The organism is Burkholderia sp. MSMB1589WGS (assembly GCF_001636105.1).
GTDB classification, from domain to species: Bacteria; Pseudomonadota; Gammaproteobacteria; order Burkholderiales; family Burkholderiaceae; genus Burkholderia; species Burkholderia humptydooensis.
Genome location: NZ_LNJT01000007.1, coordinates 1,492,745 through 1,510,528, shown reverse-complemented (window position 1 = coordinate 1,510,528; position 17,784 = coordinate 1,492,745). Strand labels below are relative to the sequence as shown.

General features: G+C 63.2%; 11 protein-coding genes and 2 rRNA genes. 12 read left to right on the top strand and 1 reads right to left on the bottom strand.

What is annotated here, in order from left to right; genetic code table 11:
• The first annotated feature begins 141 nt into the window (after window positions 1-141).
• The 4 genes from WT16_RS14895 to WT16_RS14875 all read left to right on the top strand — a co-directional run bounded on the left by WT16_RS14895 (window position 142) and on the right by WT16_RS14875 (window position 7,411).
• Window positions 142-3,022, top strand: a 23S ribosomal RNA gene (locus tag WT16_RS14895).
• 183 nt (window positions 3,023-3,205) lie between these two features.
• Window positions 3,206-3,318, top strand: a 5S ribosomal RNA gene (rrf, locus tag WT16_RS14885).
• 204 nt (window positions 3,319-3,522) lie between these two features.
• Window positions 3,523-5,598, top strand: coding sequence for a molybdopterin oxidoreductase family protein (locus WT16_RS14880; protein ID WP_063533602.1), 2,076 nt, complete (start codon window positions 3,523-3,525; stop codon window positions 5,596-5,598).
• Between the two features lie 139 nt (window positions 5,599-5,737).
• Complete coding sequence (locus WT16_RS14875; protein WP_015601961.1) at window positions 5,738-7,411, top strand: long-chain fatty acid--CoA ligase; 1,674 nt, start codon at window positions 5,738-5,740, stop codon at window positions 7,409-7,411.
• A 222-nt stretch (window positions 7,412-7,633) separates the two neighbouring features.
• Here the strand turns inward: WT16_RS14875 and WT16_RS14870 are convergent, their stop codons facing one another.
• Entirely contained in the window at window positions 7,634-8,794 is a 1,161-nt protein-coding gene (locus WT16_RS14870; RefSeq protein WP_006025139.1) for a porin, read from the bottom strand.
• A 280-nt stretch (window positions 8,795-9,074) separates the two neighbouring features.
• Here WT16_RS14870 and coq7 point away from each other — a divergent pair, with 280 nt between their 5' ends.
• The 8 genes from coq7 (at window position 9,075) to mraY (ending at window position 17,776) form a co-directional block, all read left to right on the top strand.
• The gene (gene coq7, locus WT16_RS14865; protein WP_059931119.1) at window positions 9,075-9,701 is read left to right on the top strand and encodes a 2-polyprenyl-3-methyl-6-methoxy-1,4-benzoquinone monooxygenase; all 627 of its coding nucleotides are present in this window, start codon (window positions 9,075-9,077) and stop codon (window positions 9,699-9,701) included.
• Between the two features lie 386 nt (window positions 9,702-10,087).
• Window positions 10,088-10,516 carry a division/cell wall cluster transcriptional repressor MraZ gene (gene mraZ, locus WT16_RS14860; protein ID WP_006025141.1) on the top strand — a complete coding sequence of 143 codons (429 nt, stop codon included), beginning with the start codon at window positions 10,088-10,090 and terminating at the stop codon, window positions 10,514-10,516.
• A gap of 23 nt (window positions 10,517-10,539) precedes the next feature.
• Window positions 10,540-11,481: a 16S rRNA (cytosine(1402)-N(4))-methyltransferase RsmH gene (rsmH, locus tag WT16_RS14855; RefSeq protein WP_009913686.1), complete on the top strand. Its 942-nt coding sequence runs from the start codon at window positions 10,540-10,542 to the stop codon at window positions 11,479-11,481.
• Window positions 11,478-11,807, top strand: coding sequence for a cell division protein FtsL (gene ftsL / locus WT16_RS14850; protein ID WP_006025143.1), 330 nt, complete (start codon window positions 11,478-11,480; stop codon window positions 11,805-11,807). Before rsmH ends, ftsL begins: the two co-directional genes overlap by 4 nt.
• The gene (locus WT16_RS14845; RefSeq protein ID WP_006025144.1) at window positions 11,804-13,648 is read left to right on the top strand and encodes a penicillin-binding protein 2; all 1,845 of its coding nucleotides are present in this window, start codon (window positions 11,804-11,806) and stop codon (window positions 13,646-13,648) included. The genes ftsL and WT16_RS14845 overlap by 4 nt, the downstream gene beginning before the upstream one ends.
• Window positions 13,645-15,189 carry a UDP-N-acetylmuramoyl-L-alanyl-D-glutamate--2,6-diaminopimelate ligase gene (locus WT16_RS14840; protein ID WP_015602111.1) on the top strand — a complete coding sequence of 515 codons (1,545 nt, stop codon included), beginning with the start codon at window positions 13,645-13,647 and terminating at the stop codon, window positions 15,187-15,189. Before WT16_RS14845 ends, WT16_RS14840 begins: the two co-directional genes overlap by 4 nt.
• Window positions 15,186-16,592 carry a UDP-N-acetylmuramoyl-tripeptide--D-alanyl-D-alanine ligase gene (gene murF, locus WT16_RS14835; protein WP_063533601.1) on the top strand — a complete coding sequence of 469 codons (1,407 nt, stop codon included), beginning with the start codon at window positions 15,186-15,188 and terminating at the stop codon, window positions 16,590-16,592. The genes WT16_RS14840 and murF overlap by 4 nt, the downstream gene beginning before the upstream one ends.
• Before the next feature lie 14 nt (window positions 16,593-16,606).
• Window positions 16,607-17,776 (top strand): phospho-N-acetylmuramoyl-pentapeptide-transferase, encoded by a 1,170-nt coding sequence (mraY, locus tag WT16_RS14830; protein ID WP_006025147.1) that lies wholly within the window; start codon window positions 16,607-16,609, stop codon window positions 17,774-17,776.
• The last annotated feature ends 8 nt before the right edge of the window (window positions 17,777-17,784 follow it).

Sequence of the window (17,784 nt, the reverse complement as noted above, 5' to 3'; positions counted from 1 at the left end):
GCTAACACTGGTCGACATCAAATTGGAATACGGCACAACGCGAGAACTCAACCTGTAGCGGCTGTCATCCCCATTCGGGGATGGGGCCATCGTAAGCGCTAAAGCGCTAACGATGGCCGACATGAGACAGACTCGTTATAGGGTCAAGCGAACAAGTGCATGTGGTGGATGCCTTGGCGATCACAGGCGATGAAGGACGCGGTAGCCTGCGAAAAGCTACGGGGAGCTGGCAAACGAGCTTTGATCCGTAGATGTCCGAATGGGGAAACCCACTCCTTTTGGAGTATCCATGACTGAATACATAGGTCATGTGAGGCGAACGCGGTGAACTGAAACATCTAAGTAACCGCAGGAAAAGAAATCAACCGAGATTCCCAAAGTAGTGGCGAGCGAAATGGGAAGAGCCTGTACTCTTTATTTGTATTGTTAGCCGAACGCTCTGGAAAGTGCGGCCATAGCAGGTGATAGCCCTGTAGGCGAAAACAGTATGAAAGAACTAGGTGTACGACAAGTAGGGCGGGACACGTGAAATCCTGTCTGAAGATGGGGGGACCATCCTCCAAGGCTAAATACTCGTGATCGACCGATAGTGAACCAGTACCGTGAGGGAAAGGCGAAAAGAACCCCGGGAGGGGAGTGAAATAGATCCTGAAACCGCATGCATACAAACAGTCGGAGCCTCTTCGGGGGTGACGGCGTACCTTTTGTATAATGGGTCAGCGACTTACGTTCAGTAGCAAGCTTAACCGAATAGGGCAGGCGTAGCGAAAGCGAGTCCGAATAGGGCGTTCAGTTGCTGGGCGTAGACCCGAAACCAGGTGATCTATCCATGGCCAGGATGAAGGTGCGGTAACACGTACTGGAGGTCCGAACCCACTAACGTTGAAAAGTTAGGGGATGAGCTGTGGATAGGGGTGAAAGGCTAAACAAACCTGGAAATAGCTGGTTCTCTCCGAAAACTATTTAGGTAGTGCCTCGTGTCTCACCTTCGGGGGTAGAGCACTGTCATGGTTGGGGGGTCTATTGCAGATTACCCCGCCATAGCAAACTCCGAATACCGAAGAGTGCAATCACGGGAGACAGACATCGGGTGCTAACGTCCGGTGTCAAGAGGGAAACAACCCAGACCGCCAGCTAAGGTCCCCAAATATGGCTAAGTGGGAAACGAAGTGGGAAGGCTAAAACAGTCAGGAGGTTGGCTTAGAAGCAGCCACCCTTTAAAGAAAGCGTAATAGCTCACTGATCGAGTCGTCCTGCGCGGAAGATGTAACGGGGCTAAGCCATATACCGAAGCTGCGGATGCGAGCTTTGCTCGCATGGTAGGAGAGCGTTCCGTAAGCCTGCGAAGGTGCACTGTAAGGTGTGCTGGAGGTATCGGAAGTGCGAATGCTGACATGAGTAGCGATAAAGGGGGTGAAAGGCCCCCTCGCCGTAAGCCCAAGGTTTCCTACGCAACGTTCATCGGCGTAGGGTGAGTCGGCCCCTAAGGCGAGGCAGAAATGCGTAGCTGATGGGAAGCAGGTCAATATTCCTGCACCGTCGTTAGATGCGATGGGGGGACGGATCGCGGAAGGTTGTCCGGGTGTTGGAAGTCCCGGTCGCTGCATTGGAGAAGGCGCTTAGGCAAATCCGGGCGCAGGATTCAAGGGTGTGGCGCGAGCTCCTTCGGGAGCGAAGCAATTGGAAGTGGTTCCAAGAAAAGCCTCTAAGCTTCAGTCTAACGATGACCGTACCGCAAACCGACACAGGTGGGCGAGATGAGTATTCTAAGGCGCTTGAGAGAACTCGGGAGAAGGAACTCGGCAAATTGGTACCGTAACTTCGGGATAAGGTACGCCCTGGTAGCTTGATGCGCCTGCGCGCAGAGGGTGAAGGGGTTGCAATAAACTGGTGGCTGCGACTGTTTAATAAAAACACAGCACTCTGCAAACACGAAAGTGGACGTATAGGGTGTGACGCCTGCCCGGTGCCGGAAGATTAAATGATGGGGTGCAAGCTCTTGATTGAAGTCCCGGTAAACGGCGGCCGTAACTATAACGGTCCTAAGGTAGCGAAATTCCTTGTCGGGTAAGTTCCGACCTGCACGAATGGCGTAACGATGGCCACACTGTCTCCTCCCGAGACTCAGCGAAGTTGAAGTGTTTGTGATGATGCAATCTACCCGCGGCTAGACGGAAAGACCCCATGAACCTTTACTGTAGCTTTGCATTGGACTTTGAACCGATCTGTGTAGGATAGGTGGGAGGCTATGAAACCGGAACGCTAGTTTCGGTGGAGCCGTCCTTGAAATACCACCCTGGTTTGTTTGAGGTTCTAACCTTGGCCCGTGATCCGGGTCGGGGACAGTGCATGGTAGGCAGTTTGACTGGGGCGGTCTCCTCCCAAAGCGTAACGGAGGAGTACGAAGGTACGCTAGGTACGGTCGGAAATCGTGCTGATAGTGCAATGGCATAAGCGTGCTTAACTGCGAGACCGACAAGTCGAGCAGGTGCGAAAGCAGGTCATAGTGATCCGGTGGTTCTGTATGGAAGGGCCATCGCTCAACGGATAAAAGGTACTCTGGGGATAACAGGCTGATACCGCCCAAGAGTTCATATCGACGGCGGTGTTTGGCACCTCGATGTCGGCTCATCTCATCCTGGGGCTGTAGCCGGTCCCAAGGGTATGGCTGTTCGCCATTTAAAGAGGTACGTGAGCTGGGTTTAAAACGTCGTGAGACAGTTTGGTCCCTATCTGCCGTGGGCGTTGGAAGTTTGAAGGGGGCTGCTCCTAGTACGAGAGGACCGGAGTGGACGAACCTCTGGTGTACCGGTTGTGACGCCAGTCGCATCGCCGGGTAGCTATGTTCGGAAGAGATAACCGCTGAAAGCATCTAAGCGGGAAACTCGCCTTAAGATGAGACTTCCCCGGGGACTTGATCCCCTTGAAGGGTCGTTCGAGACCAGGACGTTGATAGGTCGGGTGTGTAAGCGCAGTAATGCGTTCAGCTAACCGATACTAATTGCCCGTAAGGCTTGATCCTATAACAAGTCTGTCTCGATAGCCGTTAGCGCTTCAGCGCTTACGGATATCGAGCGTCGAGTGCAAGGCACTCGACGTACAGCGGTTGAAGTACCGCGTATGTGTGAGATACAACCTCACAACCCAAAATTACTGCTTCTTCCAAGATTGGTTGCGCTGCCAAGCAACGCAACAACCCTCTTTGCCTGATGACCATAGCGAGTCGGTCCCACCCCTTCCCATCCCGAACAGGACCGTGAAACGACTCCACGCCGATGATAGTGCGGATCCCCGTGTGAAAGTAGGTAATCGTCAGGCTCCTCCTCTTGAAACCCCCGTCCCTCACAGGCGGGGGTTTCGCCTTTTACCCCCCGCCTCAACAAAAAACAACGCGCGCATTGCGCTCTCTCATGGATGGCGCGCAGCAAGCGCGACCGCTTCGCCGCCTTCGTTCCGACTCGAAACTTTCCATATCTGCCAAGCGGTAAAATCGCCGAATCGATAAAAAAACGGCGTACAAACATGACTCCCCCTGCACAATTCGCCCGCGCAGTTTGTCCGCACGATTGTCCCGATACGTGCGCAATTCGCGTCACGGTCGAAAACGGCAGAGCCATCAAGGTCGCTGGCGACCCCGATCATCCGCCGACTCAAGGCGTGCTTTGTACCAAGGTGAGCAGATACGCGGATCGCGTGCATCACCCGGAGCGGCTCACGGTGCCGCTCAAGCGAGTCGGCAGGAAAGGGGAAGGCCGATTCGAGCCGATCAGTTGGGACGAGGCGAACAGAGTGGTGGCGGAGCGCCTATTGGAAGTTGCTCGTCGGGCGCCGGAAGCCATCATTCCCTACAGCTATGCCGGAACGATGGGGCTCATTCAGGGCGAGAGCATCGCCCAACGCTTCTTCAACAAGCTCGGCGCATCGCGCCTTGAAAGAACGATCTGCTCGGCGGCCGGCGCGGCAGGGCTGCGCTACACGTACGGCGCCAACGTCGGGATGCACTTCGAATTCTTCGAGGAAAGCGAACTGATCCTGATCTGGGGCGCGAATCCGATTGCCTCCAATCTGCATTTCTGGACGCGCGCTCAAGAAGCGAAGCGTCGCGGCGCGCGCCTGATCGCGATCGATCCGTATCGATCGCTGACAGCGGAAAAATGCCATCAGCACATCGCGCTGAAGCCGGGCACGGACGGCGCGTTTGCGCTCGGCATCATGCACGTATTAATCGACGAAGACCTCGTCGATCAGGACTACATCCGCGCCTACACGCTCGGCTTCGACGCGCTGAAAGCGCGCGCACTGAGTTATCCGCCTGAGCGGGTGGCCGAAATCTGCGGCGTGACGGTTGCGGAAATCGTAGAACTGGCGCGCCTCTACGGACGCACGCGAAAGGCTTCGATCCGCCTCAATTACGGCATGCAGCGCGTGCGCGGCGGCGGCAACGCCGTCCGCGCGATTGCCTGTCTGCCGGCGCTCACGGGCGCATGGCGCGACCGCGCCGGCGGCTTGCTCTTGTCGTCGTCCGAGTGGGCGCCCGTCGACGCCGCCGCCATTGGCCGTCCTGATCTGCTGCCGGGCTGGCCGAGCAAGCTGCCGCGTTCGATCAACATGAATGCAATTGGCGACGCGTTGCTGCATCCTGGCGATCGGGAATTCGGGCCGAAGATCGAAGCGATCGTCGTATACAACTCGAATCCGGTTGCGGTCGCACCCGATTCAGCGAAGGTCGCGGCCGGCTTCGAGCGAGAGGACCTGTTCACGGTCGTTCTCGAGCATTTCAAGACAGATACCGCCGATTACGCAGATATTCTGCTGCCCGCGACGACGCAGCTCGAGCATCTCGACGTCCATAAATCGTACGGACATACCTACGTGATGGCGAATCTGCCGTCGATTGCGCCGGTCGGCGAGGCTCGGCCGAACACCGAAATTTTCCGCGGCATTGCGCGCGACATGGGGCTCGACGAGCCGGCGCTGTACGACGATGACGAAACGCTCGCTCGCGCGTCGTTGCGCTGGCACGATGTGTCGCTGCAAAGCGACTGGGACACGCTCAAACAGGCGGGCTGGCTCAAGTTGAAACTTGCCGACGCGCCGTTCGCGAACGGCGGCTTTCGGACGCCGTCTGGAAAGTGCGAGTTCTACAGCGAACGCCTCGTCGACATGGGGCTCGATCCATTGCCGGACTACCTGCCGCCGCACGAGTCGACGGACGGCTCGCCGGAACTGGCCGCCCGCTATCCGCTCGCGATGATCTCGCCGCCCGCCCGCCATTTCCTGAACAGTACGTTCGTCAACGTCGCGAGCCTGCGCACGGCGGAGGGAGAGCCGCACCTCGACATTCATCCGGCCGATGCCGCGCGACGCGACATCGCCGACGGCGACGCAGTGCGCATCTTCAACGATCGCGGTTCGCTGCGGGCAAAGGCCCGCGTGACTGATCGCGCGCGCGAAGGGCTCGTCGTCGGCTTGTCGATCTGGTGGAAAAAGCTTGCGCCGGACGGGCGCAACGCGAACGAGGTGACGAGCCAGGCCCTGACCGATCTTGGGCGCGGTGCAACCTTCTACGACTGCCTGGTCGAGGTCGAACGGGGATGACGCAATTCGACGACGTCCCTCACGGCATCGTTACGCAAAGTGGAAAGGAGTGTCTAACACGGTTGTCTGGACCGGGCCGACCCGTTACGATGCCAATTTTTAGCACGACCATTCGAAAATCAGTGAGGAGACGCGCCGCATGGATAAAATTTGGCTGAAATCGTACCCGCCCGGTGTCCCGGCTGAAATCGACGCGTCCCAGTATTCGTCCGTTCCCGATCTGCTCGAAGAGAGCTTCGGCCTTTATCGGGATCGGCAGGCGTTCATCTGCATGGGCAAGGCGATCACGTACGGCGAGCTGGATACGCTCTCGCGCAAGCTCGGCGCGTGGCTGCAGTCCCGCGGCCTGCCGCGCGGCGCGCGGGTTGCGATCATGATGCCGAACGTGCTTCAGTATCCGGTGACGATCGCCGCCGTGCTGCGCGCGGGCTACACGGTCGTCAACGTCAATCCGCTCTACACGCCGCGCGAGCTCGAGCATCAACTGAAGGACAGCGGCGCCGAGGCGATCGTGATCCTCGAGAATTTCGCGACGACGCTGCAGTCGGTGATCGCGAAGACGTCGGTCAAGCATGTCGTCGTCGCCGCGATGGGCGATCTGCTCGGCCTGAAGGGCATCCTCGTCAACTACATCGTGCGTCGCGTGAAGAAGATGGTGCCGGCGTGGAGCCTGCCTTCGTACACGCGCTTCAACGCGGCGCTCGCCGCGGGCGGCCGGCAGACGCTCAAGCCGGCAAAGCCCGCGCCCGACGATGTCGCCTTCCTCCAGTACACGGGCGGCACGACGGGCGTCGCGAAGGGCGCGACGCTGCTTCATCGCAACATCGTGTCGAACGTGCTTCAGGCGCAGGCCTGGCACGAGCCGGCGTACTCGAAGCGCCCGGAAGTGAAGCAGTTCATCACCGTGATCGCGTTGCCGCTCTACCACGTGTTCGCGTTGACCGTCTGCGGGCTGCTGACGCTGCGCACGGGCGGCACGGGGATCCTGATTCCGAATCCGCGCGACATCGCCGGCATGATCAAGGAGCTGAAGGGCTACCCGATCATCACGATTCCGGCCGTCAACACGCTCTACAACGCGCTGCTCAACCATCCGGACTTCGATCAGCTCGACTTCTCGAAGCTCGCGGTCGCGAACGGCGGCGGGATGGCGATCCAGGAAAGCGTCGCGAAGCGCTGGTACGACAAGACGAAGACGCCGATCGTCGAGGGCTACGGCTTGTCGGAGACGTCGCCCGTCGCCACTTGCAATCCGGTCACGGCGACCGACTATAGCGGCACGATCGGCCTGCCGCTGCCGTCGACCGAGATCGCGATCCGCGACGACGCGGGCGACGACGTGCCGCTCGGCCAGCCGGGCGAGATCTGCATTCGCGGCCCGCAGGTGATGGCGGGCTACTGGAACCGCCCGGACGAAACCGAGAAGGTCATGATGCCGGACGGCTTCTTCAAGACGGGTGACGTCGGTGTGATGGACGCGCGCGGCTACGTGAAAATCGTCGACCGGAAGAAGGACATGATTCTCGTGTCAGGCTTCAACGTCTACCCGAACGAGGTCGAGGATGTCGTCGCGTCGCACCCGGGCGTGTTCGAAGTCGCGGCGGTCGGCGTGCCCGACGAGCATTCGGGAGAGGCGGTGAAGCTCTTCGTCGTCAGGAAGGACCCGGCGCTCACCGACAAGGACCTGATCGCGTACTGCAAGGACCGGCTCACCGGCTACAAGCGGCCGAAGTACGTCGAATTCCGCGCCGATCTGCCGAAGACCAACGTCGGCAAGATCTTGCGGCGCGAGTTGCGCGACGGCAAGGCGTAACGAGCGCGGCCGTCGCCGTTGCCGTTGTTTCGGGCGGGCTTCGTCGTCTGGCTCGAAGCGGCGGGCGCTCGATGCGGGCGCGACCGCTCGCTGGCCGCGATCCGGATCGTTCTTGTCCGAAAGGGCCGCCGGCTCCTGCCGAGCCGCTCTTTCCAGCAGTCGAGGCGATAAAAAAGGCGCCCGAGGGCGCCTTTCAAGTGACTGCCGAGTGTTACCTGCTTATTAGAACTTGTGGCGGATGCCGATGCGCGCCGCGAACTGGTTGCGGTTCGACGACGGCGTCAGGCCGTTGATCGCGGCGGTCGCCGGGCCGACCGTGTTGCCGTCGGCTTCGATTACGTTGCCCGAAGCGTGCTGGTACACGCCGATCGCGTAGACATCGGTGCGCTTCGACAGGAAGTAGTCGACGCCGACCGAGCCCTGGTGATACTTGGCCGCGGACGAGCCGGCGATCTTGCTGCCTTGCGTGTAGTCATACGCCACGCCGGCGAGCAGCGTCGGGGTCAACTGATACTTGAAGTTGATTTCCGCGTTGTTGAACGTCGCGGTCTGGTTCGGGAACACCGTGCTCGCGAAGTTCATGAACTTGATGTTCGAGTACGTGGCGCCGATCGTCGCCGCGCCGAACGAATAGGCGCCGCCCGCACCGATCACCTGGTACGTGTGGGCCGACGCGTAGCCTGCATAGACCGGGGTCGTCACGGCAGCCGGCGTGCTCGACGTCGTGTTGTTGCCGAACAGGCCACCCGCGGTCGACGGCGTGCGCGCATTCAGGTAGCCGACGCCCAGCACGAGCGGGCCGTTCGTGTAGCCTGCGCCGAGCGACCAGGTCTGGTTGCGGCTGAAGTCGCCGGCAACGCCGCCGAAGCTGTACAGGCCGCCGAACGTGAAGCCGCCGTAGTTCGCGCTCGTGAACTTGACTGCGTTGTTTACGCGATACGCGTTGTTGAAGTTGTCGAGATCGCCCGGGTGAGCGGCGATGTAGCCGCCCCACTGGTCGCCCACTTCCAGCGGGCCGACGAAGTCGACGACGGAGTCGTACTGACGGCCGAGCGTGACGGTGCCGAAGCCGCTCGACAGGCCGACGTACGCCTGACGGCCGAATTCGAGGCCGCCCTGGTTCAGTTTGCCCGAGTTCACGTCGAAGCCGTTTTCGAGGACGAACAGAGCCTTCAGGCCGCCGCCCAGGTCTTCCGTGCCGCGCAGGCCCCAGCGGCTACCCTGCATGACGCCGCTCGACAGGTTGTACAGGTGCTTGCCGCCTGCGTTGGTGTTGATGTTGAAGCCTTCGTCGATAATGCCGTACAGCGTCACGCTGCTTTGCGCGTGAGCCGCGCCAGCAAACGCGCTCAGCGCGACGAGCGCGAGAAGCGACTTTTTCATTAAAAGATCTCCAAGGATGACAAATTTATTGTGGCGGGCCGATGATTGTTTTTGATGGCGATACCCGCGTGAACTTCGAATGAAGCCGCTCGTAATGTAGCAAAAGGACTTTTTGGGACAAAGAGAAAGAGCGATACGCGCGTCTCCCATGTTTCCTTTATGCAACAATGGTTAAAATCACGGGTTAACCGCTATTTTCGAGCGCTACCGTCGTAGGTAGCCGCAATAAAATTGTTACGAATTCCTTACTGCGTGCAAGGTGCCCGCACGGAGAAACGCGATGGTGTTTGACGAGTTGATCACTGAATTTGACCGGGGGCTGCGCTCGATCACGGGCGTGAGCCGGATGAGCCGCCCGGTGCCCGTGCCCGCCGCCGCGGCGCCTGCCGAGCTTTCCGCCGCCGAGCGTAAGCATGCGGCCGGGCTGATGCGGGTGAATCACGTCGGCGAAGTCTGCGCGCAGGCGCTCTATCAGGCGCAGAAGCTCACGACGTCTTCGGCCGGGCTGAAGGAGATGTTCGAGCATGCGGCGCGCGAGGAGGAGGACCATCTCGCGTGGACCGCGCATCGTCTGAAGGATCTCGATTCGCGGCCGAGCCTGCTCAATCCGCTGTGGTATGCGGGCGCGCTCGCGATCGGCGTCGTTGCCGGACGTCTCGGCGACAAGGTGAGCCTGGGCTTCATGGCCGAGACGGAGCGGCAGGTCGAAAGTCACCTCGACAGCCATCTGTCGGAGTTGCCGGCCGCCGACGTCGAGTCGCGCGCGATCGTCGAGCAGATGCGTGCCGACGAGGTCAAGCACGGCAAGACGGCGACCGACGCGGGCGGCATCGAACTGCCGATGCCGGCGCGCATGCTGATGCGCGCCGCGTCCAAAGTCATGACAAGCACTGCATACTATCTGTGAGACACGCGCCGGGACGGCCGCATTCGCGGCGTCCAGGCTGACGACGGAAACCCGCTTCTCTCCCCGCGCTTTCCCCCCTCCGAAATGCCTGCCGCCGCGCCTACCTGGGGCGCGCTTTTCATGTACCACTTTCACAAGATGCACTAGCTCATTCATTTATAACGTTTTTTGCTATGAGGGTCAGCTTGAGGAGGCGAGCGTAAGTCCTTGTTCTAACTAACAAAATTCGTCAAAAAAACGGCCGGCTCCCTTGACCGCCCATAGGCGTTCCTCTAAAGTGGGAGACAGTGTGAGAAAGTGTATTTTTGTGTGATTTGCCGGGCTTTTCCGGCTAGATTCTCAGCATTGTGCGGGTACTTCGGTGCCCTGATCGGGAGAGCGGAAAAGTGTTCCAAGGGGCGTCGGCGCTGACGCTCGATGCGAAAGGACGGATGTCGGTGCCGTCCCGCTATCGCGAAGCGCTGCAAGGACAGGCAGAAGGACGGGTGACTGTGACCAAGCACCCGGACGGCTGCCTGTTGCTGTTTCCGCGCCCCGAGTGGGAGGTGTTCCGCACGAAGATCGCCGCGTTGCCGATGGATGCGCATTGGTGGCGCCGCATTTTTCTCGGCAACGCGATGGACGTCGATCTCGACGGCGCGGGCCGGATTCTGGTGTCTCCCGAGCTGCGGATGGCAGCCGGGCTGGAAAAGGAAGTCATGTTGCTGGGAATGGGAAGTCACTTCGAGCTGTGGGACGCGCAGACCTACACCGCGAAGGAGCAGGCGGCGATGGCGCAGGGCATGCCCGAGGCGCTGAAGAATTTCACGTTCTGATTGCGGTGAGGAAGACGCCCGCGATGGGAAACGAATTGCAGCATCGCACGGTGCTGTTGGATGAAGCGGTCGATGCGCTCGTGACGCGGCCCGACGGCGTGTACGTCGACGGCACGTTCGGGCGTGGCGGTCATAGCCGCGCAGTGCTCGCGCGCTTGAGCGAGGCTGGGCGCCTGATCGCGTTCGACAAGGATCCGCGCGCGATCGAGACGGCGAAGGGCATCGCGGATGCGCGGTTCGAGATCGTCCACGACAGCTTCGCGGCGATGAAAGGCGCACTCGACGCGCGCGGGGTGGCACGGGTGTCGGGCGTGCTGCTGGATCTGGGCGTGTCGTCGCCGCAGGTGGACGATCCGGCGCGCGGCTTCAGCTTTCGCGCGAACGGGCCGCTCGACATGCGGATGGACCCGACGCGCGGCGAATCGGCGGCCGAGTGGCTCGCCCGGGCGTCGGTGCAGGAATTGACGGAGGTGATACGAGATTATGGGGAAGAACGGTTTGCTTTTCAGATTGCAAAGGCGATTGTTGCTCGCCGGGCGGAGTCCGACCGTCTCGGGCCTCTCGACAGCACGGGCGAGCTTGCCCAAATCGTGGGTCACGTCGTCAAGACCCGTGAGAAGGGCAAGGATCCGGCAACCCGCACCTTTCAAGCTATACGGATTCACGTCAATCAAGAGCTTGCGGACCTGCAAGTCGTTCTAGAGGCAGCACTGTCGTCGTTGGAGCAAGGGGGCCGGCTGGTGGTCATCAGCTTTCATTCGCTCGAGGACCGGATCGTCAAGCGATTCCTGCAGACGCACGCAAGCGCGCCTGCGGTCGACCGCCGCCTGCCGATCCGCGCGGTCGACCTGCCCAGCCCGCCGCTCAAGCTGCTCGGCCGCATGTTCCCGAGCGACGCGGAAGTCGCGGCCAATCCGCGTGCCCGTTCGGCGGTGATGCGCATCGCGGAGCGCATCGCGCCATGAGCCGCCTCAATATCTTCCTGCTGATCATCGTGATGGGATGCGCGCTGTCGGTCGTCAATTCGACGAACCAGCAGCGGCAGATCTTCATTCAATTGCAGCGCGCGCAATCGCAGGAGCATCAGCTCCAGCAGGACTATGCGCAGCTTCAGTATCAGCAGAGCGCGCTGTCGAAGACGTCGCGCATCGAGCAGCTCGCGACGAGCTCGATGAAGATGCAGTCGATCACGACGGGGCGCACGCAATACCTGACGCTTTCGCCCGGCGCGGCGAAGGCGGTCGACGCGCCGCTGCCGGCGTCCGCCGCGCCGAAGGGAGGCGTGCGATGAAGCCCGCTTCGAAGCGCACGCAAGGCGTGAAGTTCGCATCGAGCCCGGTGCTGTCGGTCCATCTGCCGATGTGGCGCTCGAAGCTCGTCGTGTTCATGCTGTTCATCGCGTTCGTCGCGCTCGCGATGCGCGCGTTCTGGATTCAGGGCCCCGGCAACGCGTTCTATCAGAAGCAGGGTGAAAGCCGCTATCAGCGCACGCTCGAGTTGCCGGCGACGCGCGGCAAGATTCTCGACCGCAACGGTCTCGTGCTCGCGACGAGCCTGCCCGTGCGCGCGATCTGGGCGATTCCGGCCGACGTGCCCGACGACCTCGGCGCGGACAAGCTCGACGCGCTCGGCAAGCTGCTCGGGATGACGACGAAGGAGCTGAAGGCGAAGCTGTCGGAGGACAAGACGTTCGTCTACGTGAAGCGCCAGGTGCCGCTCGACGTCGCCGAACAGGTCGCGAAGCTCGACATTCCCGGCGTCTATCAGCGCGGCGAATACAAGCGCTTCTACCCGGAAGGCGAGATCACCGCGCACCTGATCGGCTTCACGAACGTCGAGGACGAGGGGCAGGAGGGCGTCGAGCTCGCCGACCAGAAGCTGCTCGTCGGCACGCCGGGCAGCCGCCACGTGATCAAGGATCGCGTCGGGCACATCGTCGAGGACGTCGACGCGCAGTTGCCGCCGCACAACGGCACCGACGTCGACCTGTCGATCGACAGCAAGATCCAGTACATCACGTATACGAATCTGAAGGCGGCCGTCGAGAAATTCCACGCGAAGGCGGGCGCGGCGATGGTGATCGACGTGCAGACGGGCGAGGTGCTGTCGCTCGTCAATTATCCGACGTACAACCCGAACGACCGCTCGCACCTGACGGGCGAGCAGTTGCGCAACCGCGTGCTGACCGACGTGTTCGAGCCGGGCTCGATCATGAAGCCGTTTACGGTGTCGCTCGCACTCGATCTGCATCGCGTGACGCCGAACACGCTCGTCGAGACGGGCAACGGCCATTTCGTGCTCGACGGCGCGCCGATCACCGACGATTCGGGCTTCGGCACGCTGACCGTCGGCGGCGTGATCCAGAAATCGAGCAACATCGGCGCGACGAAGATCGCGATGACGATGAAGCCCGAGGAAATGTGGAATATGTATACAGGCATCGGGCTCGGGCAGGCGCCGAAGGTCGGGTTTCCCGGCGCGGCGGCGGGCCGGCTGCGCCCGTGGAAGAACTGGCGGCGCATCGAGCAGGCGACGATGTCGTACGGCTACGGCCTGTCGGTGTCGCTGTTCCAGCTCGCGCGCGCGTACACCGCGATCGCGCACGACGGCGAGCTGATGCCCGTCACGATCTTCAAGACGAACGACGCGCAGCCCGCGACCGGCCCGCGCGTCTTCGCGCCGACAACGGCCCGCGAAGTGCGCGCGATGCTCGAATCCGTCGTGTCGCCGCAGGGCACGTCGCCGAACGCGGCGGTGCCCGGCTATCGCGTCGGCGGCAAGAGCGGCACCGCTTACAAGCAGGTCGGCCGCGGCTATGATCACAAGAAGTATCGCGCGTCGTTCGTCGGGATGGCGCCGATGCCGAATCCGCGCATCGTCGTCGCCGTGTCGGTCGACGAGCCCACGACGGGCGGCCACTTCGGCGGCCAGGTGTCAGGCCCCGTGTTCTCCGCGATTGTCGGCGATACGCTGCGCGCGCTGAACGTGCCGCCCAACATGCCGGTCAAGCAGCTCGTCGTGTCGGACGATACGGCGAACGCCGCCGCCCCGCAGAAGCTGGCCGCGAATGCGCCGGCGAAACACATGATCGTGTCGAGCACGACACACAACCGTCCTGGAGTAGTTCGATGAGCGCCGCGCGCAGTTCTCATCCGGCGCACCAACAGATCGCAGCCGCGCTCGCGTGGCTGCGCGCGCATGCCGCATCCGGCGCGCAATTGCACGCCGACACGCGCAGCCTGCGAGCGGGCGACGTGTTCGTCGCCTATGCGGTGGACGGCGCGGACAATCGTCCGTTCATTGCCGACGCGCTCGCGCGCGGCGCGGCAGCCGTGCTGTACCAGCCCGAGGGCTTCCCGGCCGGCGGCCTCGACCCCGCGACGTCGCTTGCCGTGCCCGCGCTCGACGCGCTCGCGGGCGACATCGCGAGCGGCTGGTACGGCGATCCGAGCGACGCGATGTTCGCGGTCGGCGTGACCGGCACGAATGGCAAGACGTCATGCACGCAATGGATCGCGGCCGCGCTCACCGCACTGCGCGAGCCGTGCGCGGTGATCGGTACGCTCGGTAGCGGGTTGCCCGGTCAACTGGTTCACACGGGCTTCACGACGCCCGACGCGCCGCAACTGCAGCGCAGCCTCGCGCAGTTGCGCGGCGCGGGCGCGCAGGCGGTCGCGATGGAGGTGTCGTCGCACGCGCTGCATCAGGGGCGCGTGAACGGCACAGCGTTCGACGTCGCGGTGTTCACGAACCTCACGCAGGATCACCTCGATTACCACCGCACGTTCGATGCCTACGAGGCGGCGAAGGCGAAGCTCTTCGCCTGGCGCGGGCTGCGCTGCGCGATCGTCAATCGCGACGATCCGGTCGGCCGCCGTCTGCTCGCGAATCTCGCCGGCCGCGTGCGGACGATCGCGTACGGCATCGACGCGCGGCGGCAAGCAGCGGACGCCGATCGCGAACTCGTCGCGACGAACGTCCGCGCGACCGCGACGGGCACCGCGTTTCGTCTGACTTCGCCGTGGGGCGAAGCGGACGTCGAAGTCGGCACGCTCGGCACGTTCAACGTGAGCAATCTGCTCGCGGTGCTCGGCACGCTGCTCGCGGCCGACGTGCCGTTCGACGCGGCGCTCGCCGAAATCGAGAAGCTCGAATCGGTCAACGGCCGGATGCAGCGGCTGGGCGGCCGGCTGCAGAACGACGAGCCGCTCGTCGTCGTCGATTACGCGCACACGCCGGACGCGCTCGAGAAGACGCTCGACGCGCTGCGCCCGATCGCGCAGGCGCGCGGCGGCGAGCTCGTCTGCATGTTCGGCTGCGGCGGCGACCGCGATGCGACCAAGCGCCCGCTGATGGGCGCGATCGCCGAGCGGCTCGCGGACAAGGTCGTCGTGACGAGCGACAACCCGCGCAGCGAGGACCCGCAGAAGATCATCGACCAGATCGTCGCCGGCATGCGGGACGCCGCGAACGCGCGCCGCGTCGAGGACCGCGCGAGCGCGATCCTGCAGGCGGTGCGCGGCGCCGCGCGCGAGGACGTCGTGCTGCTCGCCGGCAAGGGGCACGAGTCGACGCAGGAAATCATGGGCAAGAAGCGCGCGTTCTCTGATCAGGACCACGCGCGCCTCGCGCTCGCCGCGCGCACGACACAGACACGCGGAGGCGGCGAATGACGATGCTGACCTTGTGCGAAGCCGCCGCGATGATCCCTGGCGCGACCGTGCTCGGCGATGAGCGCGCGTCGTTCGAGCGGGTGTCGACGGATAGCCGTTCGGCGGGCCCGGGCGATCTGTTCGTCGCGCTGAAGGGCGAGCGCTTCGACGCGCACGACTTCGTCGGCGACGTCGCCGAGCGCGGCGCAAGCGCCGCGCTCGTGTCGCGCAGCCCGGCCGAGTGGAATCTGCCCGCGCTGAAGGTCGCGGATACGCGCGCCGCGCTTGGCGCGCTCGCGCATGGCTGGCGGATGCGCTTTTCGATGCCGATGGTCGCGGTGACGGGCAGCAACGGCAAGACGACCGTGAAGGAAATGATCGCGTCGATCTTCGCGGCGGCGGTCGGCGAGCCCGCGCGCCTTGCGACCGCGGGCAACTTCAACAACGACGTCGGCCTGCCGCTCACGCTGCTGCGCCTCACCGCCGCGCACCGGCTCGCGGTCGTCGAGCTTGGGATGAATCATCCAGGCGAGACCGACACGCTCGCGAAAATCGCCGCGCCGACGGTTGCGCTCGTCAACAACGCGCAGCGCGAGCATCAGGAATTCATGGCGACGGTCGAGGCGGTCGCGCTCGAGCACGCGGCCGTCATCCACGCGCTCGGGCCGGACGGCGTCGCGGTGTTTCCGGCCGACGACGAGTACGCGGGCATCTGGCGCGTCGCGGCGACCGGCAACCGGATCGTCGATTTCGCGCTGCACGGCGCCGGCAGCGACGCGCCCGCCGCGGTGACGGGCGCGCTCGACGGCAGCAGGCTCGCGATCGAGACGCCCGCCGGCCGCATCGACGTGCGGCTCAACGCGCTCGGCGAGCACAACGCGCGCAACGCGCTCGCCGCGACGGCGGCCGCGCTCGCGGCCGGCGTGCCGCTCGCGGCGGTCAAGGCGGGGCTCGAGGCGTTCGCGCCGGTGAAGGGGCGGCTGCAGGTGGCGCGCGCAGCGCTCGGCTCGCTCGCGGGCGCGACGATGATCGACGACACCTACAACGCGAACCCCGATTCGATGCGCGCCGCGATCGACGTGCTCGCCGCGCAATCGGCGCCGCGCGTGCTCGTGATTGGCGAGATGGGCGAGGTCGGCGACGAAGGTCCGGCGTTCCATCGCGAGATCGGCGCGTACGCGCGCGAGCGCGGGATCGACGCGTTGTTCGCGCTCGGCGCGGCGACGCTGCCCGCGTGCGAAGCGTACGGCGCGGCCGCGCGGCATTTCGACGACGCGGCGGCGCTCGTCGCCGCGCTCGTCGCCGCGAACTTCGGCGCGCACGCGACGCTGCTCGTGAAGGGCTCGCGGTTCATGAAGATGGAGCGCGTGGTCGACGCGCTCGCGAACGAAACCGCGTCGGGCGCAGCGCCCGGCGCACACTGAGGAAGGAAGTAAGCATGCTGCTGGCGCTGGCGCAATGGCTGCAAGGTGACGCAAGCTTTTTGCGCTTGTTCACGTACCTGACGTTCCGGGCGGTGATGGCCACCATCACGGCGCTCGTGATCGGTCTCGTCTGCGGTCCGTGGGTGATTCGCAAGCTCACGCAGATGAAGGTCGGTCAGGCGGTGCGCAAGGACGGCCCGCAGACGCATCTCGTGAAATCGGGCACGCCGACGATGGGCGGCGTGCTGATCCTGATCGGCATCGCGGTCGCGACGCTGCTCTGGGGCGATCTGACGAACCGCTTCATCTGGATCGTGATGCTCGTCACGTTCGGCTTCGGCGTGATCGGCTGGGTCGACGATTATCGCAAGGTCGTCTACAAGGACCCGCGCGGCATGTCGTCGCGCGAAAAGTATTTCTGGCAATCGGTGATCGGCCTGTTCGCGGCCGTCTATCTCGCGTTCAGCGTGTCCGAGGCGAGCAACGTCCGCGTGTTCGACCTGTTCATGGCCTGGGTGCGAAGCGGCCTGTCGATGGGGTTGCCCGCGCGCGCGGACCTGATGCTGCCGTTCCTGAAGTCGATCAGCTATCCGCTCGGCGTCTGGGGCTTCATCGCGCTCACGTATTTCGTGATCGTCGGCGCGAGCAACGCGGTGAACCTGACCGACGGCCTCGACGGCCTCGTGATCATGCCGGTCGTGCTCGTCGGCGCGTCGCTCGGCGTGTTCGCGTACGTGATGGGCAGCGCGGTCTATTCGAAATATCTGCTGTTTCCGCATATTCCGGGCGCGGGCGAGCTGCTGATCTTCTGCTCGGCGATGGGCGGCGCGGGGCTCGCGTTCCTCTGGTACAACACGCACCCGGCGCAGGTGTTCATGGGCGACGTCGGCGCGCTCGCGCTGGGCGGCGCGCTCGGCACCGTCGCGGTGATCGTGCGGCAGGAAATCGTGCTGTTCATCATGGGCGGCATCTTCGTCGCGGAAACGTTGTCGGTGATGCTGCAAGTCACGTGGTTCAAGTACACGAAAAAGCGTTACGGCGAAGGGCGGCGCATCTTCAAGATGGCGCCGCTGCATCACCATTTCGAATTGTCGGGCTGGAAGGAAACGCAGGTGGTGGTGCGTTTCTGGATCATCACGTTGATGCTGTGCCTGTTCGGTTTGTCCACCCTCAAGCTGCGGTAAAGGGAAGG